The sequence below is a fragment of the Epilithonimonas hispanica genome (assembly GCF_003385395.1).
GTDB lineage: Bacteria > Bacteroidota > Bacteroidia > Flavobacteriales > Weeksellaceae > Epilithonimonas > Epilithonimonas hispanica.
The window spans coordinates 63,239-86,804 of record NZ_QNUG01000008.1 but is presented as its reverse complement, the minus strand read 5'-3'; the positions used below and the strand labels follow the sequence as shown (position 1 = coordinate 86,804).

Annotated in this window: 26 protein-coding genes, 1 tRNA gene and 1 other RNA gene; 6 read left to right on the top strand and 22 right to left on the bottom strand. The window is 33.4% G+C overall.

Annotated elements, in window-relative coordinates; translation table 11 throughout:
* The first annotated feature begins 163 nt into the window (after positions 1-163).
* The 3 genes from DRF58_RS05185 to DRF58_RS05175 all read left to right on the top strand — a co-directional run bounded on the left by DRF58_RS05185 (position 164) and on the right by DRF58_RS05175 (position 3,023).
* Positions 164-682: a helix-turn-helix domain-containing protein gene (locus DRF58_RS05185; RefSeq protein WP_116033579.1), complete on the top strand. Its 519-nt coding sequence runs from the start codon at positions 164-166 to the stop codon at positions 680-682.
* 23 nt (positions 683-705) lie between these two features.
* A tRNA-Arg gene (locus DRF58_RS05180) sits at positions 706-777 on the top strand.
* 44 nt (positions 778-821) lie between these two features.
* Positions 822-3,023, top strand: coding sequence for a B12-binding domain-containing radical SAM protein (locus DRF58_RS05175; protein WP_116033577.1), 2,202 nt, complete (start codon positions 822-824; stop codon positions 3,021-3,023).
* Positions 3,024-3,081: 58 nt separating this feature from the next.
* Here DRF58_RS05175 and DRF58_RS05170 read toward each other — a convergent pair whose 3' ends face one another.
* From DRF58_RS05170 to DRF58_RS05155, 4 genes are all read right to left on the bottom strand, one after another.
* A complete protein-coding gene (locus tag DRF58_RS05170) occupies positions 3,082-3,363 on the bottom strand; it encodes a FoF1 ATP synthase subunit delta/epsilon (protein WP_116033575.1) in 282 nt (93 codons plus the stop codon).
* Positions 3,364-3,447: 84 nt separating this feature from the next.
* On the bottom strand, positions 3,448-4,956 hold the full coding sequence (gene atpD, locus DRF58_RS05165; protein ID WP_116033574.1) for a F0F1 ATP synthase subunit beta: 1,509 nt from the start codon (positions 4,954-4,956) through the stop codon (positions 3,448-3,450).
* Positions 4,957-5,100: 144 nt separating this feature from the next.
* A complete protein-coding gene (locus DRF58_RS05160) occupies positions 5,101-5,757 on the bottom strand; it encodes a T9SS type A sorting domain-containing protein (RefSeq protein ID WP_116033572.1) in 657 nt (218 codons plus the stop codon).
* An 11-nt stretch (positions 5,758-5,768) separates the two neighbouring features.
* A complete protein-coding gene (locus DRF58_RS05155) occupies positions 5,769-7,691 on the bottom strand; it encodes a S8 family peptidase (protein ID WP_116033571.1) in 1,923 nt (640 codons plus the stop codon).
* A gap of 158 nt (positions 7,692-7,849) precedes the next feature.
* On the opposite strand from DRF58_RS05155, the gene DRF58_RS05150 reads away from it, so the two are divergent.
* The gene (locus DRF58_RS05150; protein ID WP_116033632.1) at positions 7,850-8,776 is read left to right on the top strand and encodes a bifunctional riboflavin kinase/FAD synthetase; all 927 of its coding nucleotides are present in this window, start codon (positions 7,850-7,852) and stop codon (positions 8,774-8,776) included.
* Here the strand turns inward: DRF58_RS05150 and DRF58_RS05145 are convergent.
* From DRF58_RS05145 to DRF58_RS05080, 14 genes are all read right to left on the bottom strand, one after another.
* A complete protein-coding gene (locus tag DRF58_RS05145) occupies positions 8,773-9,126 on the bottom strand; it encodes an MmcQ/YjbR family DNA-binding protein (RefSeq protein ID WP_116033569.1) in 354 nt (117 codons plus the stop codon). The genes DRF58_RS05150 and DRF58_RS05145 overlap by 4 nt on opposite strands.
* Positions 9,127-9,137: 11 nt before the next feature.
* Positions 9,138-9,800 (bottom strand): histidine kinase, encoded by a 663-nt coding sequence (locus DRF58_RS05140; protein ID WP_116033567.1) that lies wholly within the window; start codon positions 9,798-9,800, stop codon positions 9,138-9,140.
* A gap of 89 nt (positions 9,801-9,889) precedes the next feature.
* On the bottom strand, positions 9,890-10,615 hold the full coding sequence (gene kdsB, locus DRF58_RS05135) for a 3-deoxy-manno-octulosonate cytidylyltransferase (RefSeq protein ID WP_116033565.1): 726 nt from the start codon (positions 10,613-10,615) through the stop codon (positions 9,890-9,892).
* Between the two features lie 47 nt (positions 10,616-10,662).
* The gene (locus tag DRF58_RS05130) at positions 10,663-11,130 is read right to left on the bottom strand and encodes an RES family NAD+ phosphorylase (protein WP_116033564.1); all 468 of its coding nucleotides are present in this window, start codon (positions 11,128-11,130) and stop codon (positions 10,663-10,665) included.
* Between the two features lie 2 nt (positions 11,131-11,132).
* Positions 11,133-11,606: an antitoxin Xre-like helix-turn-helix domain-containing protein gene (locus DRF58_RS05125; protein ID WP_116033562.1), complete on the bottom strand. Its 474-nt coding sequence runs from the start codon at positions 11,604-11,606 to the stop codon at positions 11,133-11,135.
* A gap of 59 nt (positions 11,607-11,665) precedes the next feature.
* Positions 11,666-12,919, bottom strand: a complete 1,254-nt coding sequence (locus DRF58_RS05120; protein ID WP_116033560.1) for a pyridoxal phosphate-dependent aminotransferase — start codon at positions 12,917-12,919, stop codon at positions 11,666-11,668.
* A gap of 193 nt (positions 12,920-13,112) precedes the next feature.
* Positions 13,113-14,834 (bottom strand): phospho-sugar mutase, encoded by a 1,722-nt coding sequence (locus tag DRF58_RS05115; protein ID WP_116033558.1) that lies wholly within the window; start codon positions 14,832-14,834, stop codon positions 13,113-13,115.
* Positions 14,835-14,866: 32 nt separating this feature from the next.
* On the bottom strand, positions 14,867-15,196 hold the full coding sequence (locus DRF58_RS05110) for a YbbC/YhhH family protein (RefSeq protein WP_206605215.1): 330 nt from the start codon (positions 15,194-15,196) through the stop codon (positions 14,867-14,869).
* A gap of 64 nt (positions 15,197-15,260) precedes the next feature.
* Entirely contained in the window at positions 15,261-15,977 is a 717-nt protein-coding gene (locus DRF58_RS05105) for a GIN domain-containing protein (protein ID WP_379883814.1), read from the bottom strand.
* A gap of 62 nt (positions 15,978-16,039) precedes the next feature.
* On the bottom strand, positions 16,040-16,489 hold the full coding sequence (locus DRF58_RS05100) for a copper resistance protein CopD (RefSeq protein WP_185144530.1): 450 nt from the start codon (positions 16,487-16,489) through the stop codon (positions 16,040-16,042).
* Between the two features lie 2 nt (positions 16,490-16,491).
* Entirely contained in the window at positions 16,492-17,445 is a 954-nt protein-coding gene (locus DRF58_RS05095) for a glycosyltransferase family 2 protein (protein ID WP_116033628.1), read from the bottom strand.
* A 5-nt stretch (positions 17,446-17,450) separates the two neighbouring features.
* Positions 17,451-17,879 carry a type II toxin-antitoxin system VapC family toxin gene (locus DRF58_RS05090; protein WP_116033547.1) on the bottom strand — a complete coding sequence of 143 codons (429 nt, stop codon included), beginning with the start codon at positions 17,877-17,879 and terminating at the stop codon, positions 17,451-17,453.
* Positions 17,879-18,124, bottom strand: a complete 246-nt coding sequence (locus tag DRF58_RS05085) for a DUF6364 family protein (protein ID WP_116033545.1) — start codon at positions 18,122-18,124, stop codon at positions 17,879-17,881. The genes DRF58_RS05090 and DRF58_RS05085 overlap by 1 nt, the downstream gene beginning before the upstream one ends.
* Positions 18,125-18,167: 43 nt before the next feature.
* Entirely contained in the window at positions 18,168-18,755 is a 588-nt protein-coding gene (locus DRF58_RS05080; protein WP_116033544.1) for a DUF4199 domain-containing protein, read from the bottom strand.
* A 145-nt stretch (positions 18,756-18,900) separates the two neighbouring features.
* Between DRF58_RS05080 and ffs the strand changes: the two genes are divergently transcribed.
* An RNA gene (gene ffs, locus DRF58_RS05075) (signal recognition particle sRNA small type) lies at positions 18,901-18,998 on the top strand.
* A gap of 70 nt (positions 18,999-19,068) precedes the next feature.
* On the opposite strand, the gene DRF58_RS05070 is transcribed toward ffs, so the two are convergent.
* From DRF58_RS05070 to DRF58_RS05055, 4 genes are all read right to left on the bottom strand, one after another.
* Positions 19,069-19,752 (bottom strand): metal-dependent hydrolase, encoded by a 684-nt coding sequence (locus DRF58_RS05070; protein WP_116033542.1) that lies wholly within the window; start codon positions 19,750-19,752, stop codon positions 19,069-19,071.
* A gap of 15 nt (positions 19,753-19,767) precedes the next feature.
* Positions 19,768-20,697 (bottom strand): 1,4-dihydroxy-2-naphthoate octaprenyltransferase, encoded by a 930-nt coding sequence (gene menA / locus DRF58_RS05065; protein WP_116033541.1) that lies wholly within the window; start codon positions 20,695-20,697, stop codon positions 19,768-19,770.
* A 99-nt stretch (positions 20,698-20,796) separates the two neighbouring features.
* Positions 20,797-21,633 (bottom strand): 1,4-dihydroxy-2-naphthoyl-CoA synthase, encoded by an 837-nt coding sequence (locus DRF58_RS05060; RefSeq protein ID WP_116033539.1) that lies wholly within the window; start codon positions 21,631-21,633, stop codon positions 20,797-20,799.
* A gap of 449 nt (positions 21,634-22,082) precedes the next feature.
* Positions 22,083-22,574, bottom strand: coding sequence for a DUF4920 domain-containing protein (locus DRF58_RS05055; protein ID WP_116033537.1), 492 nt, complete (start codon positions 22,572-22,574; stop codon positions 22,083-22,085).
* A 135-nt stretch (positions 22,575-22,709) separates the two neighbouring features.
* Between DRF58_RS05055 and DRF58_RS05050 the strand changes: the two genes are divergently transcribed.
* Positions 22,710-23,525 (top strand): head GIN domain-containing protein, encoded by an 816-nt coding sequence (locus DRF58_RS05050; protein ID WP_116033536.1) that lies wholly within the window; start codon positions 22,710-22,712, stop codon positions 23,523-23,525.
* The last annotated feature ends 41 nt before the right edge of the window (positions 23,526-23,566 follow it).

Below are 23,566 nucleotides of genomic sequence, written 5' to 3'. Positions count from 1 at the left end.
ACAAATCTTTATAGATGTGAATTTATATTACTTTTATAAACAATAGAATCTGCAACAAGTTGTATTTTAACTAATTATTGTTTAAATATGTGTAATTACAAAAGTAAATTAATGAAATTACAAATGTAATCTGAATTAAAATTAATTTCTTTACATTTGTAATATGGATTTTAATGATAGAATTACAAAAGTAATCGAATATTCTAAGTTGTCTCCTGCGGAGTTTGCAGAGGAGATTAATGTTCAACGTTCTAGTATTTCTCATATAATTTCTGGTAGAAACAAACCTTCATTAGATTTCATTACAAAAATAAAAACAGTCTTTCCTGATATCGAATGGGATTGGCTAATCAACGGACAAGGAGAAATGCTGATTTCCGAAAAAGTAATAGAACCTATTGTCGAAGAAAAACCAGAAATTGTAGAAAAGAAAAAATCATCTTTACCAGATTTGTTCTCTTTAATCAATGATGAGAATTTTGGACTTACAGAAAGTGAAGATAAAATTGAAAAAACTAAGCCACGAGAATCTAATATATCTAAGCCAATGACAGATAAAAATATTTTAAAGGATTCTCAGCCATTAGAAAATATTGATAAAAAACAAGAAAATTCGTCAAAAAAAATTAAACGAATTGTATTTTTTTATCAAGATGGGACTTTTGAAACTTATGAAAATTAATTAAATTTATTTCTATCTTTTTTGGCTTCATAGTTCAACGGATAGAATAGAAGTTTCCTAAACTTTTGATCCAAGTTCGATTCTTGGTGAAGCCACTATTTTCCAAGTTTATAAACCTTATCTTTGCAAAAAATTCCTTTTGAAAGATATTCTTCTTATCACGCCACCTTTCACGCAACTTAACACGCCGTATCCGGCAACAGCATATATAAAAGGATTTCTGAATACAAAAAATATTTCTAGTTATCAGGTAGATCTTGGTATTGAAGTGATTTTGTCGTTATTTTCTAAAAATGGAATTCAAAAGATATTCTCTAAAGAAGTCGTTATTAAAAGTATTTCTGAAAATTCCCGACGAATTTTTGCATTGAGGGATAAATACATCAAAACAATAGATCAGGTCATTCTTTTCCTGCAGAATCAAAATCCAACTTTAGCGAGGCAGATTTGTTCTATGAATTTTCTTCCGGAAGCTTCCCGTTTCAATCAACTCGATGATATGGAATTTGCTTTTGGAAATATGGGTTTGCAGGACAAAGCTAAACATTTAGCGACTTTATATCTTGAAGATCTTTCTGATTATATTGTTGAAAATATCGACTCTGATTTTGGTTTTAGTAGATACGCTGAACGATTGGGAAAAAGCGCAAATTCTTTTGACGAATTATATTCTAAAATTAATGATAATCAGACTTTTATTGATAGTATTACTTTGGATATTCTCAAAGAAAAATTAGATGTTGTTCAACCAAAATTAGTATGTTTTTCAGTTCCTTTTCCAGGGAATTTATATTCTGCTTTTAGATGTGCAAAATTCATAAAAGAGAATTATCCCAATATAAAAACCGCAATGGGCGGTGGTTTTCCAAATACTGAATTAAGAGAAGTTAAAGACAGGAGAGTTTTTGAATTCATTGATTTCATAACATTAGATGATGGTGAATTACCACTTGAATTGGTGTATGAGAATGTAAGTAAAGATTTTCAAGCTGAGACTCTCGAAGCAACTTACAAAAGAACATTCTTAATTGAAAACGAAGAAGTTACTTACAAAAATAATTCTACAAAACACGATTACAAACAAGCGCAAGTTGGAACACCGGACTATTCTGATTTGAAATTAGATCAATATATTTCTGTTATAGAAGTCGCTAATCCAATGCACAGTTTATGGAGCGACGGACGTTGGAACAAGCTTACAATGGCGCACGGCTGTTATTGGGGAAAGTGTACTTTTTGTGATATTTCACTTGATTACATAAGAATTTATGAGCCTGTTTCAGCTAAAATTCTAGTTGACAGAATGGAAGAATTGATTGCTTCAACTGGCGAAACGGGGTTTCATTTTGTGGATGAAGCTGCACCTCCTGCTCTAATGCGCGAAGTTGCGCTAGAGATTCTGAGAAGAAATCTGGTTGTAACTTGGTGGACTAATATTAGATTTGAGAAAAGTTTCACTCAGGATTTGTGTTTTTTACTTAAAATTTCTGGTTGTGTTGCAGTTTCTGGTGGATTGGAAGTAGCAAGCGATCGATTATTGAAATTAATAGATAAAGGTGTTTCTGTAGATCAAGTCGCACGAGTCACAAGAAATTTTACTGAAGCTGGAATTATGGTTCACGCTTATCTAATGTATGGCTACCCAACTCAAACCGTTCAGGAAACCGTGGATTCTTTGGAAATGGTTCGTCAGCTTTTCGAAATGGGAATTTTACAGAGCGGTTTTTGGCATCAGTTTGCAATGACAGCGCACTCACCTGTCGGGATTAATCCTGAAGAATTTGGTGTAACTCCAATAAAACAAGAGATTCTTTTTGCCAATAATGAAATCGATTTTACAGATAAAACAGGAATCGATCATTCTAAATTTAGTTTTGGACTGAAGAAATCTTTGTTCAATTATATGCACGGGATTAATTTTGAAATGCCTTTGCAAAGCTGTTTTGATTTTAAAATTCCAAGAACTACAATTCATCCGGATTATATTCACGACTCGCTTTTGGAAGAAGAAGATTTTAAATTTAAGCCCAATTCAAAAGTTGTTTTCTTAGAGAAAAATGCAATTAAAGAAGATTTTATTAAAACTAAAAAAGGTAATTCTTGGGAATTGACACGTCTTACTTTTCATTTGAAAACCAATATTCTAAAAATTGAATTAGATAAAGAAAAAGCAAGTTGGTTGATTAAAATCCTTAACGAAAATTCTATAGAAAGTTCTAAAAAATCAAGTCTTCTGCAGCTTAAAAATCAATTTGAAGAATATTTCGAAGATTTTGAATTGTTCTGGTTTTCAAAACCAATTCAGCAATTGAAAGAAAATGGAATTATATTGAGTTTGTAAAATAAAAAAATCCCGAAAAATTACTTTTCGGGATTTTTTATTTATATGAATTAGAAATCTATTCGCAAAGAATAATTCCTTTATCATTATTGAATTCTAGCACTCCGCTTTTGATCTCATAAGAATAAGATGATTTAGCTTCAGTTTCTTTGGTAAGGTATTTTTGGTAAGCAGAACCTACTTTTTCAGTATAGATTTTTACTTTTCCACCAACCAAAGCCGATACAATCGCAGCGTGATTTTCAAATATCTGGAACTGGCCGCTTTTTCCAGGCAATAGAACAGATTCTACCTCGCCATCAAAAACTACATATTCCGGAGTTAAAATTTTTATATTCATTATTATGAAATTATAGATTGTAGATTTTAAATTATAAATTATTGCAATTCAATCTAAAATCTAAAATTTGACATTTAAAATTTCTTAAGCGTTTTCAGCAAGCATTTTTTGTCCTGCAGCAATCGCTTCTTCAATGGTTCCTTTTAGGTTGAATGCTGCTTCCGGATACTGATCCAGCTCACCATCTATGATCATATTAAACCCTTTGATGGTATCTTTGATATCTACCAAAGATCCCGGGATCCCTGTAAACTGCTCAGCAACGTGGAAAGGCTGAGATAAGAATCTCTGTACTTTTCTAGCTCTGTAAACCACCAATTTATCTTCTTCAGACAATTCTTCCATACCAAGGATTGCAATAATATCCTGCAATGCTTTGTATCTCTGTAGAATTTCTTTTACTCTCTGAGCACAGTTATAATGTTCTTCACCAATGATTTCCGGAGCCAAGATTCTTGACGTAGAAGCCAATGGATCTACCGCCGGATAAATACCTAATGAAGCAATTTTTCTATCTAATACCGTAGTTGCATCTAAGTGAGCAAACGTAGTTGCCGGAGCCGGGTCAGTTAAGTCATCCGCAGGTACGTAAACCGCTTGTACAGATGTAATAGATCCGTTTTTAGTGGAAGTAATTCTTTCCTGCATCGCACCCATTTCAGATGCCAATGTTGGCTGGTAACCTACCGCTGATGGCATACGACCCAAAAGTGCAGATACCTCAGAACCAGCTTGTGTAAAACGGAAGATATTATCTACGAAGAACAATACATCTCTACCTTGACCAGTTTCTCCTCCATCTCTATAATATTCAGCCAAAGTAAGACCAGACAATGCTACTCTCGCTCTTGCTCCTGGTGCCTCATTCATCTGTCCGAAAACGAAAGCAGCTTTAGAATCTTTCATAGCTTCAAGATCTACTTTAGAAAGATCCCAACCTCCATTTTCCATAGAATGCATGAAGTCATCACCATATTTAATAATTCCTGATTCTAACATCTCTCTCAAAAGGTCATTTCCTTCTCTTGTTCTTTCTCCTACTCCTGCGAATACAGAAAGACCACCATGTCCTTTTGCAATGTTGTTAATCAATTCCTGGATCAATACTGTTTTACCAACACCAGCTCCACCGAACAATCCAATTTTACCTCCTTTTGCATAAGGCTCAACAAGATCGATAACTTTGATACCTGTGAAAAGAACTTCAGCAGAAGTTGATAACTGGTCAAATTTCGGTGCTTCTCTGTGGATTGGCAAACCTCCTTCTTTAGATAAAGACTGAATTCCATCAATAGCATCTCCAACTACGTTGAAAAGACGTCCGTTAACACCTTCTCCGATTGGCATTGTAATTTGAAGACCTGTCCCAGTAACTTCTTGTCCTCTCTGAAGTCCATCGGTAGCATCCATTGCGATACATCTTACCATATCTTCTCCAATGTGTTGCTCTACCTCCAATACCACTTTTTCACCATTAGATTTAATGATTTCTAAAGCGTCATATATTTTTGGTAATTGTTCAACTTCATTAAAGACTACGTCAATAACTGGTCCAATAATTTGTGAAATTTTTCCTTTAATTTGGTTTGCCATTACTAAATTTTTACTTGTGCGCAAAGATAATAAAAGTTTGCAATTCTGCATTGTCAGAAAAAAAGATTTTTATCATATTGTAATTAAAAAATGTCAAGAACTCAAATCTTGACATTTTATTGATTTTACAAATTAAACAACTTCCTATTTTTTTATAAATTTTTTGGTACTAATACTTCCTGTTTTAGAATTAAATGACAGTAGATAATTTCCTTTTGGAAGTTTTGAAACATCAACAGATTCACCTTTAGCACTAGTTTGCTTTACCACTTTCCCTGAAAGATCTGTTATTCTCACATTAGAAACTTCTTCTGAGAAATGGAGAATATCTTTTACGGGGTTGGGATAGAGTATTAAATTTTTATCATCATTTTTAATATCATTTGTACTCAAAGATATTGTTCCTGTGAATGGCGTTGTAAAATCTAATGTTGCTGAGTCTTGCATTAAAGAAGCCTGATAAAGACAACCTTGAGAAGTGCTACGATAGATTTCTACTTTAAGTGTGTAATTTGAGATGGGGGAAGGTAAGTTAATCTGAAAATCATTTTCTAGATTACTAATAGCAGGAATAAAGTACATATCATAGCAAACTTTTAGTGTAATAGTATTACCACTATAGTCGATGATAAATTCATTATAATCAGCTAAATCAGGAGAATAGACTTTTAGGTTTACATTTAGTTGGTTTTCGCTGATTTGCGTAATATCAAAATCTTTAATAAATAAATTTTTATCTTGCGATTGTAATTTGTTATTTGTTAAAAATATTAAAATCAGTAAAAGGTAAATTTTTTTCATGATAACATTTTTTATTGTTTGATTAATGCTTTAGAATCCACAACTTCACCATTTACTACTAAAGCAATGATGTATTGACCAGATAAGTAATTGCTAATACTTATACTTGTTTGCGTGGTATTTAAATCTAAATCATAAGTATTTGTAGAATTGTTACTCGATTGGCTAACAATCATCAAAGAAGCTGACCTTGCCTCTCGCAGAATATAATTAACTTCTATGTTGTGGCTTGCAGGATTGGGAGCAATACTTTCTAAAGTACTAAGTTGCAAAGGTTCTTGAAAACCTTGATTGCAAGGATTTGTGGAAAGTGTATTTCTTGCCATTAAAACAGCAGCATAAGCATCAATTAGACCATAACCCATTTGGTTATTCCAAGTTCCATTAGACCTATTTGGATTATTATCATATGAATAAAGATCTGTTCTTGTTTTTTGAGAAGTCTGTTCTATTATATCCCTTACTTGTTGACCCGTCAAGCAAGGATTTACCGATAATATCAAAGCTGCAAGTCCTGAAACATATGGAGCAGCAAAAGAAGTTCCTTGATCCTCGGAAATGTTTTGATTGGGACTTGTTGACCATATATTCTTACCAGGCGCAACAACATCTAACTTACTTCCAAATGATGAAAAATCTGCTTTTATACCATTATTACCAATTGCTCCGACAGTTACTATTCTGTCATCAAAACTACCTGGATAAAGAACATTTGAATTATTATTACCTGCGCTAAAGACAATAACACAACCCTTTCCATCTCTACCATAATCAATAGCATTAGTGATTGATTCTTCTAATAACTGACTATCCAACCATCCACTATTTGAATACCAAGAATTATTTATTATATCTGCATTCTCACTATTCCAAGCCCAAGAGATGCCAGATGCGAGTTGAGCGGAAAAAGTACTATTGACAATTGCTTCATTTTCATCTTTTTTAAAGTCGTGACTAATGGGAATGATGGTGGATTTTGGAGCAACTCCAACGATTTGTCTATTATTATTTCTAACAGCACTTATTACTCCTGCAACTTTTGTCCCATGGGTATTCCCTGCAATATAAACACTTCCATCATTGCCTGACTTGGCGTCATATCCAGCGCTGCCAATATTTGGACTCAAATCCAAGTGAGGTAAATAAATACCTTGATCCACAACCGCAACACTAATGTTCTTACCTTGAGAAATCCACCAAGCTTCACAAGCATTGATATCAATTTCAGGATTAGTAGTATTTTTCAATCCCCACAAAAGATTAAAATTTGAGTCATTAGAGCATATAATTCCATTGACGATGGGTGCCTTATTGCTAACCTCTTCAATATCCACCTCGTCATCATTAGAGAAACGAAGCATAAATGCCGGATCAACAGCTTCAAATAATCCGGTTTCATAAAATTGGTTACACATTTCTAATGATGCATTGCTATTTCCTGCTGATACTGCAAGAATATACCATTGTGGCATATTGGGAACTTGTTTTACAATTTCTACATTTTTTTGTAAAGCTGTCTGTTGCAAAACATTATAATCATTTATATTTTTAAGTTTTACATAAAAATGCTTAGAAATGCCTACAGGATCCCCTTCACCATTTTCAAAAAACAAACCTACATATTCTACATTAGGTAATTGCTTTACCTCATTTAGCTTTTTATTATAAACTGTAAAATTATTAGGTTCATTGATTAATTCTATTTGTGCATATTTTGCATTTTCAGAAGTAGCGTCATCCAATAGTGTATAATCTTGAACACCAATATTTGTAGTTGATAATTTTTGAAAATAAGCATTCGTAAAAATGTTAAATGATTTTTTGTCTACAGTAAGATACTTTTTCTGCCCTTTATAATAGTAATAAAAATTGTTTTGAGCATGTAAAAAGCTAAATGTCGTTAACAAAAATAAAAAAAGATAATTTTTTTTCATAATATCATGTTTAATAGTTTAGTTGTAAATTTAATGAATTATAAATAAAATGGATTAATGGTTTTTAATTTTTAAAAAAAATATTAAATTATTTATTGTTTAAACAATTTAATATTTGTCTGAAAAAAGATACTTTTGCAAAAGCAAAATTTCAGAGTTTGAAAATCATCAGAGATCTTACAGATTATCAAAGTAAAGCACCATTAGCATTATCATTAGGAATGTTCGATGGTGTTCATCTTGGGCATTTATCTATCATCAATAAATTAAATGAAATCGCAGAAAAAGAAAACCTTGAATCTGCTATCTTAAGTTTTTGGCCACATCCCAGAAAGTTTCTCAATCCTGATGATGATGTCAAAATGCTTAACACATTAGAAGAAAAATTAGAACTTCTTGAAAAAAGCGGAATCAAGAATATTTTTCTTAAGACTTTTGATGATGAATTTAGAAATCTTACAGGAACTGAATTTTGTGAACAAGTTTTGGTTAACAAACTGAATGTTAAACATATTATAATAGGTCATGATCATACATTCGGTAAGAATAAAAGCGGAAATTTTGAACTATTAAAATCTCTTTCTGATGAATTAGGTTTTGAAGTCAATCAGTTAGAAGCGGTTCAAACCAACGATCTCGAAATCAGTTCTACAAAAATTAGAATTGCTTTGACAGAAGGTAGAATCAAAGATGCGAATGAAATGTTGGGTTACAGTTATCCTTTGACTGGAAAAGTGATTCACGGAAAAAAATTGGGCAGGACAATTGGTTATCCAACAGCGAATATCGAAGTTCCGATTAATAAACTTCTTCCAAAAAAAGGGGCTTATATTGTTGAAGTTTGGATTGATGGACATTTCTACAAAGGTATGTTAAGCATTGGAACCAATCCAACAATTGACGACAAAAATGAATCTTTACATACAGAAGTGTATATTTTGGATTTTGATCAGGACATTTATGATAAAGAAATCACTATTAAATTCAGAGATTTTCTTCACGATGAAATTAAATTCGAAGGTTTGGAAAAATTGATTGAAAAATTGGATTTAGATAAAAAATTGACTGAGGAATTTCAGTTTTAAGAATTGTTAATTTCCGCTTGCAATTTTTTTGTCAAAGAGTTGAAAACCAAATCGTAAGAATGATCAATCAATTTCACAATCAATTCTTTTTTAAGACCTTCACAAAGAACTGAATTCCAATGGTTTTTATTTAAGTGAAATGCGCCAGCAATCTGGAAGTATTTTTCTCTGAGTTCCTCGCTCCAAGCTGGGTCGGTTTTTACAGAAAATGTTGGTTGAGAACTTTCCAAAGGCAGAAACAAAAATATCTTTCCTCCAACCTTGAAAACCAAAGTTTCATTATCAAAAGGAAAACCTTCCGTTACAGCTTTTTTGGATAGACAATATTCGCGGATTTCCTCGAATTCCATTGATGAGAAATTTAGAATTTAAAAGTATTCTTTGGTAATTCTTTATTGATTTCGATTTTATTAATCATCATTACATAATCGCTGTCTTTTTTAGGCGAAGACGACTCGATTCTGTAAGGCATTAATAAGTTTCCTACTTTTCTGTAATCAGAATAAGTCAACGTTTCATCTTTCTTGATTTCACGATACAGCGAATAATTTTTGACATCAAAATAATAGATAGTTTTATTAACGTTTTTTGTCAATTCTACTTTGAAATAAACTTGTTCTCCGATTTTTTCTTTTCCTAGAAGTTCAGCTTCAAAACCTTTACTTTCGTAATCGATAAAATCATTATCAAAGTTTTCAGGAACATAGTCATTATATTGCGTAAGCTTGTTCTGAGCGTAATTCATCGCATAACCATTCTTCCCATCAAAACCTTCAACAGGCGTTTCTTTTCCAGCTAAAAGGATGGCTGTTTTAGTAAGATTGGGGCGTTGCTGATAGATTTTCATTAGATAAGAATCATTCACGCCAAGCGTTACTCGTCCTTGTATTTGTACTGTATTCAGAAGTTTCCATTGGGTAAGACCTCCCGAACTTTCGATATTTCTATCGATGATTTCCTTTGCGGTTTGTGCAAAAATAATTTGTGAAAATATAATAGCAAAAAGGACAATTATTCTGTTCATTCAAAAATTTTAGGATTTCAAAGATAGGATTTTTATTAAGTTTTGAAATTTTTAGAGATATTAAATCTAACTAAAAACGACATTAATCATTATATCAGTAGTTTGGCTTTCTCCAAATCTTCCGGAGTATCAATCCCAATTCCAACAAAATCCGTTTCTACCATTTTAATTTTCATTCCGTTTTCCAAATAGCGCAATTGCTCTAATTTTTCAGAAATTTCCATTGGTGTCATTTCCAAAGAAGAAAATTTAATCAAAGCTTCTTTTCGGAAAGCATAAACGCCAATATGTTTATAATAGTTGACATTATAAGATAATTCTCGGTGAAAAGGAATTACAGAACGACTGAAATACAATGCAAATCCATTATTATCTGTAACGACTTTTACGTTATTTGGATTCTGGATTTCCTCCGATTCTTTTAATTGAATTTTCAATGAAGCTAAAGAAACTTCTTTTTTATCGTCTTTAGTAAAAACGTTAATTAATTGTTTCAAAGGTTCTTTTTTGAGAAAAGGTTCATCGCCTTGAACATTGATGACGATATCACAATCGATGTTTTGAACAGCTTCTGCAATTCTATCGCTTCCCGTTTCGTGTTCGCCCGTCATTACAGCTTTTCCTCCGTTTTTTGAAATTTCATCAAAAATCAATTCGGAATCTGTAGCAACAAACACTTCATCAAACAAACCTGTTTCCACAACATTCTGATAAGTAGTTGTGATAATAGTTCTGTTCCCCAAAATCTCCATCATTTTACCCGGAAATCTTGTAGAATTATAACGAGCAGGAATAACTGCGATGATTTTGTTCATAGATTTTTGTTATTTTTTTTAAGGAATTCACGAACCTTTAGGTTTCATTATTTGTATTGTTTTACGATTTGTTCCAATCTGTCATCAGGTTCAAAATTGAGAACGTCAATTAATTTTACTTTTTTAAAATCTTTATGAAATGTATTGATTACGATATTCCAATTCTCCGGAACTACCGCAGAAGGAACTTTCAGACAAAGCTTTTCATCAGCATCAAACCAAGCATTTCCAATCTTTTGACAATCGGAATAATTCCGAAAGTCTCTCCAATTTTTAGATAATTCTGAAGTCTCAACAATTTGAAATTCTGCATTATTAGGAATCTTGATGACCATTATTCTAAAGTCTTTATTAAATCCCAATCCCTTTCTATGTGCTAGAGTTTCCAGATAAGCCAAAGAAATGCTATCAGCTGTGTAAAGAACTTTTTTTCCTTCGGAGTTCCATCTTCCTTCCAGCCCACTTGCAAAAAGAGAATCGGTGTATTTTTTATGAACAATTCTGTAAACCAACATTGTTATACCGGATAACCTTGTGCTAATTTCTCAATTTCCTCATAAATCAAATCTACACCACCAGAAGTAGAAATAAAATCGATTGGCTTATCCTCAGAATTCCAAAAAGGACGGTTCATCCAAAGTGTAAACTCGTCCAGATTTCCAAAAATCTCTTTTCCAAAACTGTAAAGATTGATTAGTTTTAAGAGGTGCTCACTGTAAATTGGATCCAAATCTTTTTCCTGATCTCTATAATTGCTAATAGTTCTTGGCGAAAGATTGATGACAGATGCCAAAGTTTTCTCTGGCATCTTTATAGCATCTGCAAGGGAATAGAAAACATCTGTTTTCAAACCTTCTCTTGCTTTTTTCAAAAGTTTATAATCGTCTTGGATAGAAAACCGATTAAAGATAGAAGGTCTTGCTCCATAAGTTGCAATTGGTTCTTCTACTTTTGATTTTTTCGGATTTTCTTTTGGTTTATAATTTTCCATCTCTATAATCTTTACACAAAGATAGAATTTTTTCCAAACACAAAACGAATTTTTTCTATTTATTTCAAATTTTCTAAAGCTTGTTCTAACTTTGGAAGACAATCTTTAATATCATCCAAAGAACAACCTCCAACAGAAGCTCTGAACCAAGGCACTGACTTATCGTTTCCAAATGCTGAGAACGGAACCAAAGCCATTCCTGCATTATTAATCAGATAGAAAACCAAATCGCTAGAGTTTTCTATTGTTTTCCCATCTGGTGTAGTTTTTCCAAGATAATCCAATTTGATTGTCAAATAAAGCGCTCCCATTGGCGAAATACTTTCCACAGCAAAACCTTTCGACTTCAAATCTTGGATTCCTGCGTGAAGTTCTTTCAGGCTTGTATTCAGTTTTTGTTTGTAATCGTCTAAGAATGTATCCACTGCAGAATCATCAGCTAAAAACTCAGCAACAGCTTCCTGTTCCGGTTTTGGCGCCCAAGCTCCTACGTGTGTCAAAAGAGCTTTCATCTTATCAATCACCAAACTTGGTCCAAATCCCCAACCAACTCTAACTCCGGTCGCTGCGAAACATTTAGATGTTCCGTCAACGTAAATCGTGTAATCTTTCATTTCTGGGAAAAGATTTACCGGATTGTAATGGTCTGAACCGAAAGTCAACATTGCGTAGATTTGGTCATACATCAAATAAAGCGGTTTTTCGTCTGCTCCTCTTCTTTTATTTTCTTCTAAAACCAATTCGCAAATATCGGACAATTGCTCTTTTGTGAACATTGTTCCGGTTGGATTGAGTGGAGAACAAAGGCAAAGTAATACTGCGCCTTCTAAATGTGGTCTTAAATCTTCCGCTGTTGGTAAGAAATTATTAGATTCCTGAGTCTGAACTTCAACCGCATTTGCATTGGTTAAATAAGCGTAATGATTGTTATTCCAAGAAGGAATCGGATAAATCACTTTATCGCCTTCGTCCACAATTGTTTTGAAAACTGCGTAAATTAAAGGTCTTGAACCTGCTGTAATCAGGATATCATTAGCTGAGTAATCCAGATTCCAACGTTTTTTCAAGTCATTGCTTACCGAAGTTCTTAAAGATTGAACACCATTTGCAGGCGGATAGTTTGTAAGATTATTCTTATAGGCTTTCTCAATTCCTTGTTTCAACTCCGATGGAATTGGATAGATATTAGAATTAAGGTCGCCGATTGTAAGATTTGAGATTTGTGCACCTTTGGCTTTCAAATCGTTAACTTCATTTCCGATTTTTATGATTTCTGAACCAATCAGGTTTGATGCGAGTTTTGATACTTTCACTTATTTATTTTTTGATGTTTTTCCGAAACTTAATTCGGATTTTTATTTTTTATGATTTACAAAAGTCTTAAATGCAACTGAGTAAATCAAATTACATAACAAAAAAGTTCTCAAAACTAAATTAAATCAGTAATTGAGAACTTTATATTAAAAATATTTTAGATTATATTTCTATTCTAATAAAAATTTTCAATTACAGATTTAAATCCTGTTTTACCTTAGCGATTTTCTCTTCAAGCTTAGGAAGTTTGGCAACAAAATCTTCTTTGGAAGAGATGCTGTCTTTTACAGAAACATAGAATTTGATTTTTGGTTCGGTTCCTGAAGGACGAACACAAACCTTGGTTCCGTCTTGAGTATAGAAAATCAATACGTTAGACTTTGGAATATCGTCCATTACTTTTTTCTCGTTCTTAGAAACAACGAAACAAGTCTGCTCTTCGAAATCCTTTATTTCTTCTACAGGAGAACCAGCAATTTCTTTCGGCGGATTACTTCTGAAATCGCTCATCATCTGCGTGATTTCTTCCGCTCCTGTTCTACCTTTTCTTACAACATTAATCAAACCTTCATAATACAATCCAACTTCTTTATAGATATCAATCATGTATTCATACATGGTTGTTCCATTGGCTTTACACCATGCAGCGATTTCACAAGCAGTCAAGATTGAACCACAAGAATCTTTGTCACGAACGAAATCTCCGGTCATAAAACCGAAACTTTCTTCACCGCCACAAATGAATTTTTCCTGACCTTCAAAATCACGAATCATTTTTCCAATCCATTTGAATCCAGTCAGTCCAACTTTGCAATCTACTCCGAATTTCTCAGCAACATCAAAGAAAACATCAGAAGTCACAATCGTAGAGCCAATGAATTCTTTTCCTGTGATTTTTCCAGCTTTTTTCCATTGGTCGAGGATATAATAAGTCAGGATTGTATTACATTGATTTCCATTCAACAATTGGATTTCGCCTTCAAGATTTCTAACTGCAATTCCTAATCTATCGCCGTCTGGGTCTGTTCCGATAACGATATCAGCATTGGTAATTCTAGCCAAATCCATTGCCATAGAAAGCGCTGCAGGTTCTTCCGGATTCGGAGAAGCTACCGTTGGGAAATTTCCACTTGGAATCATTTGCTCCTGAACCAAATCTAATTTTGTAAATCCTGCTTTTTTCAATGCTTTTGGAACAGTTGTATAAGTTGTTCCGTGGATAGATGTGAAAACGATGTTTAGATTATCTCTTCCAACATTTTGGTAAAGAGAATTTTCCATACAAGCATCGATGTAAACATCATCTTGGTCTTCGCCAACCCATTCGATTAGATCATCATTTCCATTAAATTTGATATCTTCAAACTTAGTCGCATAAACTTCTCTGATGATATTTTCATCATTAGGAGGTACAATTTGTGCACCGTCATTCCAATATACTTTGTAACCGTTATATTCTGGTGGATTGTGAGAAGCCGTCAAAACGATTCCTGCGTTACATTTTTTATCACGAACGGTGAAAGATAATTCCGGAGTTGGACGGTGTTCTTTGAACAACAGAACTTTGATTCCGTTCGCTGTCAAAACATCAGCAACGATTTTCCCGAACTCTTTCGAATTGTTACGAACGTCATAAGCAATTGCTACTTTGATTTCTTCATTTGGAAAAGATTGATGAAGATAATTTGCCAAACCTTGAGTAGCTTGTCCTAATGTGTATTTGTTAAGACGATTGGTTCCAACGCCCATTACGCCACGCATTCCGCCTGTTCCGAATTCTAATTCTCTGTAAAAAGAATCTTCCAAATCTGGCGAATTTGAATCAATGAGGGCTTGAACAGCTGTCTTGGTTTCAAGGTCGAAAGCATCAAGAAGCCAAAGTTTTGCTTTATCTAATGTTGATAATTCTGTCATTATTTTATAGTTTTTTGTTTCTTAAATAATTTTTATTTTCCGTGAGTTACTTGTATAACTTCTCCATTATTTGAATCGATTATAATATTGAATGTACCTCCAAATTTTAGAGTTCCTAATTCAGAGTTTTCCATTGTTCCGTTAATTATCCAATAATTGTTAACTTTATTTATTTCATAAGGACGTTCCTCTTTAATCTTTTCTTGACCATAAATCTTAAAAAGAATAGGCTCCGCTACTTTTACAGCTGTTTCTTCATCAGTTATAAGAGGTTTCAAACTATTAAACTGTTGCTTATTTTTAATAGCATCTGACAACTGATTACTTGCAAATCTAGAATTTTCACCAATGTAATAATCCACTTTCTGTTCACAAGAAATGAAAAAAATTAAACTAAAAAAAAGTATATTGAGTTTCATGTTTAACTTAATCCAGTTTCTTATTTTCCAAAGTCGCTTTTTCAGTGACTTTCAGTTTTTTCGAAGGATTTCCATAATAAACCAACTTCGAAGTATTACCGATTTTTCCTTTGATTTCTTCATCCACATTCAGTTCTGCATAATTTCCGTTCTGAGACTCGATTTCCAAATCTTTGATATACCAATATGGCGAAATAATACTCGCTGTATCTTTGATATTAAGCTTAGCTAAAGTTGTTTTTCCCAACAGATTAGCCCGGCTTTTGTTCATCATTTCTATCTCCGACTTCTCTGAAATCACTGAACCGATAAATTTAGCATTATCTTTTAAATGAAGTGCGAAATTTTCAACTTTCATTTGGCTTGAAATGTTAAGTTCTACAGAATCAGCGATTTTAATCACATCAAAAGGATTTTTTCCATAAATCGTAATATTATAGAAATCCACTTTATCCGTTTCCCTTTTCTCTGTGATTGACAGATTTTTATCTTTAACTTCAATATTAAGATTATCAAAGAAATTAGGGTAAGTTTCTACATTCACAAAGTTATGTGGACTTTGAACATAAAACACACGGAATTTTCCTTTCAAATCGAGTTTTGAAAACTCAGAAAGCTCAATGTCTTTGGATTGGATTTCGCCTTTTGGAGAGACTTTTCCGCAGGAAATAGCAATTATCGAAAAGATAAAGAGATATGTAAAGGAATTAAGAATTTGTTTCAATTGAGTAATTTTTAGTCGAAGCAATTTACAATTATTTTCAGAAAATCAGAAGATGACTTTAATCAAAAAGAAAGTCCGCCGTATCTTACGAAACTTCCTAATAGTAACATCAAAACACCGATTGTTGTCACAGATAAAATGTGAAAAGCCATTAATGGTAAAGTTTTAGCAGTCAGTTTTGGAATCACAAAAAAATTAGCGCTGATTGCAAAAAGTACAGTTATCAGAAGTAAAATCAATTTCAGAGAAATTACAGTTTCTATAGGATTCGAAAAATGAAACCAATTTGAAAATCCAATTCCGAATTTGTAAGACATCCAAACGCCAGAAATGACCATCAAAAGCAAAGCTGGAATTCCTATTTTCTCATACTTTCGTTCGAAATCGAGGAGAATTTCCACATCCTTTTTTTTCAAAACTTCTGGCAAAATTGTTACCGCTAAAATCAAATGTCCGCCAACCCAAACCGTAGCGCCTAAAAGATGGATAATCAATAGCAAATGATGACTCATAATTAAATAATTTCCTCAATATGATAATTCTTGTGGTCGCGATTGCTTCTGATAATCAATTCGCCTAAGAATCCTGCCACAAACAATAAACTTCCCAGAATCATCATCGTCAATGCAATGAAAAACCAAGGATTATCAGCAATCAGATTTCCATAAATTTTGAAAATATAAACGTCAATCAGTTTTGAAACACCCAGCCAAATTGCAGATAAAAATCCAATAATGAACATTAGCGTTCCTCCTGCACCAAAGAAATGCATTGGTCTTCCACCAAATCTGCTCACAAACCAAAGTGTCACCAAATCCAAAAAACCACGAACAAAACGTTCCGTTCCAAATTTTGAAGTTCCGTAAGGTCTTGCCTGATGCTGAACCGGTTTTTCCGTAATATTTCTGAAACCTGCATTAGCAGCCAAAACCGGAATATAACGGTGCATATCACCGTAAACATCAATAGATTTTACAACTTGTTTCTTGTAAGCTTTCAAACCACAATTGAAATCGTGAAGTGAAACCCCCGAAACCTTTCTAGCTGCTGCATTGAAGAGTTTTGAAGGAATATTTTTGGTCATCACATTATCGAAACGCTTCTTTTTCCAACCGGAAACAATATCGTAATTGCCTGTGGTTACCATTTCGTAAAGCTCAGGAATCTCTTCTGGGAAATCCTGTAAATCAGCATCCATTGTAATAATTACGTCGCCATTTACTTTTTCGAAAGCCGCGTGAAGCGCCTGAGATTTTCCATAGTTTTTGGAGAATTTAATCCCGTGAATCTGCGGATGCTGGATTTTCATATTTTCTATGATAGACCAAGACAAATCTGTACTTCCGTCATCTATGAACCAAACTTCGTAAGATAATTTGTTGTCTCGACAAACTTGGTCGATTCTGGTAAAGAGTTCTTCCAGAGATTCTTCTTCGTTGAGAAGTGGAACTATAATAGATAAATTCAAATGGTTCAACTTTTAAGTTTTTTATTAATGTAAATAATTGCTTCGTCAGGTGCAAAAACCGAAATTTCTGAGGTAGAGAAATCTTTCATATCACGGGTGATAATGCCTGTTAAATTTTCTGTTTTATGAGCACAAAAAATCTGTACAGCATCTTCATAATCTTTATGAATTGATTTTAAACCTTTTTGCAAAATTATTTTATCTACAGAAATAATCTCTATTATTTCAAGAATTTCTGACAGAGATTTTCTCACTTTTTCTTCTGCAAAAGCTTTTTTTAAAATATAATGTGAGGTTAATACCGATTGTGATGATGTATAAAGAAAAATATGTTTGTTATAAGCCAAATTGAATATCTGATTGGCATTTTCTGCAAATGGTTTGCGTTCTGATAAGAAGTCTAAAATCAGATTGCTATCTATAAAGAAATTCATTATAAATCATATTTTTCTTTATAATAATCATCTAATGCTTTATCATAATCAAAATTTTCAGGAAGTTTCAAACTACCGGCTAGCTTTTTGATTTTGGGCGAAAGTTCACTTTTATCGGATTCTTCAACCAAAGATTCCAAATATTTCTGAACCATCTCAGAAAGGCTTCTCTGTGTTCCTTTAGCGTATTTTTTTGCTTTTTCTATAACTGATTTTTCCACAGTCAAAGTCAATTTTGTTGTCATCACGTATTATTTTAGTAAAGATACGTATAAAATTGATACCAAACTATTCGTAGCGTTTTTTGTTTTTCAAAAATCCTGCAATTACGATGGACAAAAGTAAATAAAATAGTAAAACGCCTCCAAAAATAGCAGACAAAAAACTGAATGAAAAATAATTAATATTTTGCTTTTTGGCGCCATTGATACCGATGCTCATTTTTTTGTACTCATCATTCAAGCTTTTAATTTTTTCCGTGTCTTTTGGATTTATCTCTTTGATTTGCTTATTGTAAGACTCATCCAACTTTGTCAATTCTGATTCAATATGTTGATGATTCAGCATATCTCTGGCATCTGTATCAACATAATTAAGAAACAAAAAAATCGACATAAAAGATAGAAAACCGCCAACAAATAATGTCACGAAAATCTGTTTAAATGCCTGAGGATAAGTGATTTCTCCAATATTCTTTCTCAGATAATAAACAGAAAGAAACCCCATTAAACTGTAAATGAAAGTCAATCCAAACGCATTAACATTAATCGATATATTGAAATAATCTGGTCCTGCGAAAAAATAATACACTACGAAGAATAAAAACATAGTGATTGCGTACAAACCAAAGCCAAAAGCTATCGGGTTTTTTGTCATAAATCTAAATTTTGATACTTAATTAATTAAAAAAATGAAAAATTTTGTCCTTAACAATCAATTTATTAACCTCAATTATATCGATAGTTAAAGGATTTTTCATTAATTCTGTTTTTGAAATTGCAATATTTTCCTATCTTTGCACCGGCAAGTCCTAAACAACCAGCTCCTGAGAATCCTCCAGGGTGGGAACGCAGCAAAGGTAATCGGTTGTAGCGGTGTGATTTAGGTAGCTTGCCATTTTTTATTTCTATAGGTTAAGAGATTAAGTCATCTTCAAGATTTTGAATTGACTTAATCTCTTAATTTTTTGTTAGAATTCGAACTCCTCTCCTAATTTTGGTAAAGAAAACTCGATGTTTTTATCAGAGAAATGCTTTTTAGCCTCTTCGTGATTAATTTCAATCGGTGGAAAAGTATCGAAATGACATCCGATTACTTTTGGTGTTTTCAATAATTCTGATGCTGCGAAAGCTGCCTTTCTAGGACACATTGTGTAATGTTTTCCAACCGGAAGAATTGACAAATCCAACTTTCCAAAGACCTGTGGAAACAAGCTCATTTCTGCTGTTACACCCGTATCTCCGGCCAAATAAAGATTTCTTCCATCTGCAAATCTAAAGATGTATCCAGAAGCCAATCCGCCGTAAGAACCGTCTGGAAAAGAACTTGTATGTAATGCAGGAACCATAGAAATCTTCAAACCTTCCAATTTTGCAGAACCTCCAAAATTGAGATCGATATTATTAGAATGTCCAAAGTATCCGCAAATCTCAGGCTGACCAATTAAAGTCGCTTCAGGATGATTTTCAAGAACTTCTTTCACATCTGCAGTGTGGTCGCCGTGCGCGTGCGTAATCAAAACATAATCGATTTTCTGAGCCGTGATATCAAAACCGGATTGCGCTTTCTGATAGTTGTAAAAAGGGTCAGAAAGGATTGTTATACCGTTGTATGTGAACAAAAAACAGTTTTGTCCTAAGAATTTTATTTTCATTTTTTATTTGATTTATTAATTAACAAAATTAAGTCCGACAGCGGTCAAAACAGCCATCATAAAAGTTAAGATTCCAACTTGCTTTAAGAATGGGTCAAGCAATTTTGGCTCTTGAATTTTCATAATTGTTCTTCGTAATTTCATAAAAGGAAATATCAGAATCATCACGATAAATGGATAATAAAGACCTTTTTCCTGAAATCCGTTGTACATTAAAAAAGCTAGCATCAGCAAGATTGGAAGTTGCAACAAAATAATCTCATAAACCATCGCCTTCTTAAATCCTAATCTCAGTGCTAAAGTTTTTTTGCCAGACAATTCATCATTTACGATGTCTCTCATATTGTTCAGATTAAGAACTGCCATACTCAACATTCCAATTGCTGAAGCTGGAATTAAAATATCATAATCAAATGATTTGGTAAACAGAAAATAACTTCCACAAACCGAAACCAATCCGAAAAAAATAAAGACAAAAATATCGCCCAATCCCATATATCCGTATGGTTTTTTCCCAACTGTATATCCAATTGCCGCCAAAATACAAGCAATTCCTAATCCGATAAAAATCCAGAATTCTCTAATATTTGTAGGATAAAAAGCAACATATAGTAAAGCAACTGTTGCTACAAATGATAAAATAGAAAGCAAAATAACAGCATTTCTCATTTGAGTTGCAGTAATTTTCCCTGAAGCTACTGCTCTACTTTCTGCTTCTCCAATTCTATTTTTGTCTGTTCCTTTTACACCATCGCCATAATCGTTGGCAAAGTTGGAAAGGACTTGATAAAATAATGTTACGAGAAGCGCCAAAACGAAAATTCTCCAATCCCAAATTCCACCTTCTTGAGAAAGTCTCCATTTTGCAATGAAAGCTCCCATAATAATCCCACTGAGTGAAAGTGGTAACGTTCTAAGCCTTGCAGCTTGTATCCAATGTTTCATTTATTTTTTTGTGAAAAGTAAAATGTACAACGTACAATGTACTTTTTTGTTTGAAGTTTATAAATACCTTTTGCTTTGTACTTTTGACAATGTAAAATATCAAGAAATCCACTGGTCATCACCAAAGTTAGGCTTACGTTTTTCTAAGAAAGCATTTCTACCTTCTTTTGCTTCTTCTGTCATATAAGCCAAACGTGTTGCTTCGCCTGCAAAAATCTGTTGACCAACCATTCCGTCGTCTGTTAAATTCATTGCAAATTTTAGCATTCTGATTGATGTTGGAGATTTAGCAAGAATTTCCTGAGCCCATTCGTAAGCTGTATCTTCTAATTCAGCATGAGGAATTACGGCGTTTACCATTCCCATTGCTTCAGCTTCCTTTGCTGAATAGTTTCTTCCTAAAAAGAAAATTTCTCTGGCTTTTTTCTGACCAACCATTTTCGCCAAATAAGCAGAACCATAACCTCCGTCAAAGCTTGTTACATCTGCATCGGTTTGTTTAAAAATAGCGTGTTCTTCACTCGCCAAAGTCAAATCGCAAACCACGTGAAGTGAATGCCCACCGCCAACTGCCCAACCATTAACTACAGCAATTACAGCTTTTGGCATAAAACGAATCAAACGTTGAACTTCTAAAATATTCAAACGATGTCTTCCGTCTTCGCCAACGTAACCTTGATGTCCGCGAGCTTTTTGGTCGCCTCCGCTGCAAAAAGCGTGACCACCGTCTTTTGGACTTGGCCCTTCGCCTGTTAATAAAACAACTCCGATTGATGAATCCTCGTAAGCGTCATAAAAAGCATCGTATAATTCTGAGGTTGTTTTTGGTCGGAAAGCGTTTCTGACTTCTGGTCTGTTGATAGCGATTCTTGCTACACCATTTGATTTTTTATAGGTAATATCTTCGTATTCTTTGACGGTTTTCCAGTCTGCCATTTTTTGAAAATTTAGAGTGTAAATATAAGCAGAATTGATGGGGTTTCAAAAGAATTATGCAAATGAGAATAGGATAATTATTTTCAAAATCTATATCTCTATTTCTTTTATAAACACAAAGTTTGCAAAGATTTTTTGAAATTATTGAGAATATTACAAGGTTCGCAAAGGCGTAAAACTCAGCAAAGAAATTAATTGATTCAAATTGAGAAAAGTTACCTCTAGAAAAGTGTGAATCTTCTGCCATTGCGTAAGGGATAGTAGCGGTTATCCTTTTTTTGATTTGGGAAAAGCTTGGGCAAAAAAGATATGAGCGGATAGCCCGACCCGCTTGTTTTTCTATGGCTAATTTTGATTTTTCTTACCAATGTTTTGGAAAAACAAAGGGTTACGCCCAAATAAAAAAGCTCCGGAAAAATCCAGAGCTTATAAATTATATTGTAATCAAATTATTCTACAACTTTGATAGCGCTTGCCAAAAATCTTGTTTCAGTTTTCGGTTCTGTAATAGCATCTATTTCTGCTTGTGGTTTTTTAGCATCTTCTGCGTAATGTTGTAATTCTTTTACAGAAGTGGTTTTGCTTTCTGCACTGCCTTCCAACACAACAGTTTTACCTTCCAAAGCCGTTGGAACGAAGAATGCGTAATCTTTCATCTTAACGAAAAAAGATTCGCCAGAATCGGTTGCAATACTTACCCAACATCCTTTTTTAGGACAAACGCCGGTCACTTTTCCTTTCACGGAAGTTTTAGCGATTTTTGGAGTTGCTTTCAATTCTTTATTAAGTTTATCCGTAGAAATGGCTTTTTTAACGGCTTTTAAAGAAACATCCTGACCGTAGAACTCTCCTACTTTTGCATCACCAGCCGGTGGGCCAGATTGCGCAAATGCGGAAACAGACAAACCAATCAAAACGAATGCGAATAATATATTTTTCATAAAGAATTGTTTTATTTTTAATGATGTAAATTTAGAAAATTAATTAAAATGAAAAATTTTATTTTTTGATGTAATGAAAACAACTTTTCAATTGTCATATTAATTAACAAATCAAAACTATAAAAAATTATTCTTATGAAAATAAAACTTTTATCCCTAGTTCTTTTGGCATCGGTTACCAATTTTTCTTGCATACAAACCAAAAACGGTTCCAATGATGTGATGTTTTCTCACCTATTATCAGATTCCGGAAAAGGTGAAGTGATTGAGAAATCTTATTCGGTTGACTTTGACGAATTGCAGATTTCGACTTCTCTGAGCGCAGAAGTTTATAAATCCAGTGAAGAAAAAATTGTTGTTTACGCACCTTCTGACCTAATGCAATATGTAGTTGTAAAGCAAGAAGGAAGAAAAGTTCAGGTAAAAATCCAATCTGAAGGTAAACTGAATATATCAACCGACAGAATCAAAATTAAAGTTTATGCAAAAGATTTTGAAGGATTAGTTGCCAACTCAAGTGGAAGCATTGTTTTGAAAGATGATTTCAAATTCTCGGACCTTGATGTAAAAGTTTCAAGTTCTGGAAATATCAAAGGAAACATTAATGGTGATAAAGTGAATATCCAAGCTTCCAGCAGTGGAGATTTCAACGGAGAAATTATGGCTAGAAGTCTTAATCTTCAAACTTCTTCATCAGGTGGAATCAATATCAAAGGAAAAGTTGACAATGTGAGCGCACAAGCTTCTTCATCAGGAGATATCAAGGCTGAAAATCTAACAGCAATCAGCGCGGTTCTTACAAGTTCTTCTTCAGCTGACATTACAATTGGTGTTCGTAATAGTTTGACAGCAAGTGCATCTTCCAGCGGAGATATCAATGTTGTGAAAAGAGGCGACTTGAACAAAATAACCAAAAACGAAAGCAGCTCCGGTTCTATTAATATCCGGTAATTATATTATTTTCTCAAACTGAAAAGAGACCTGATTTTCAG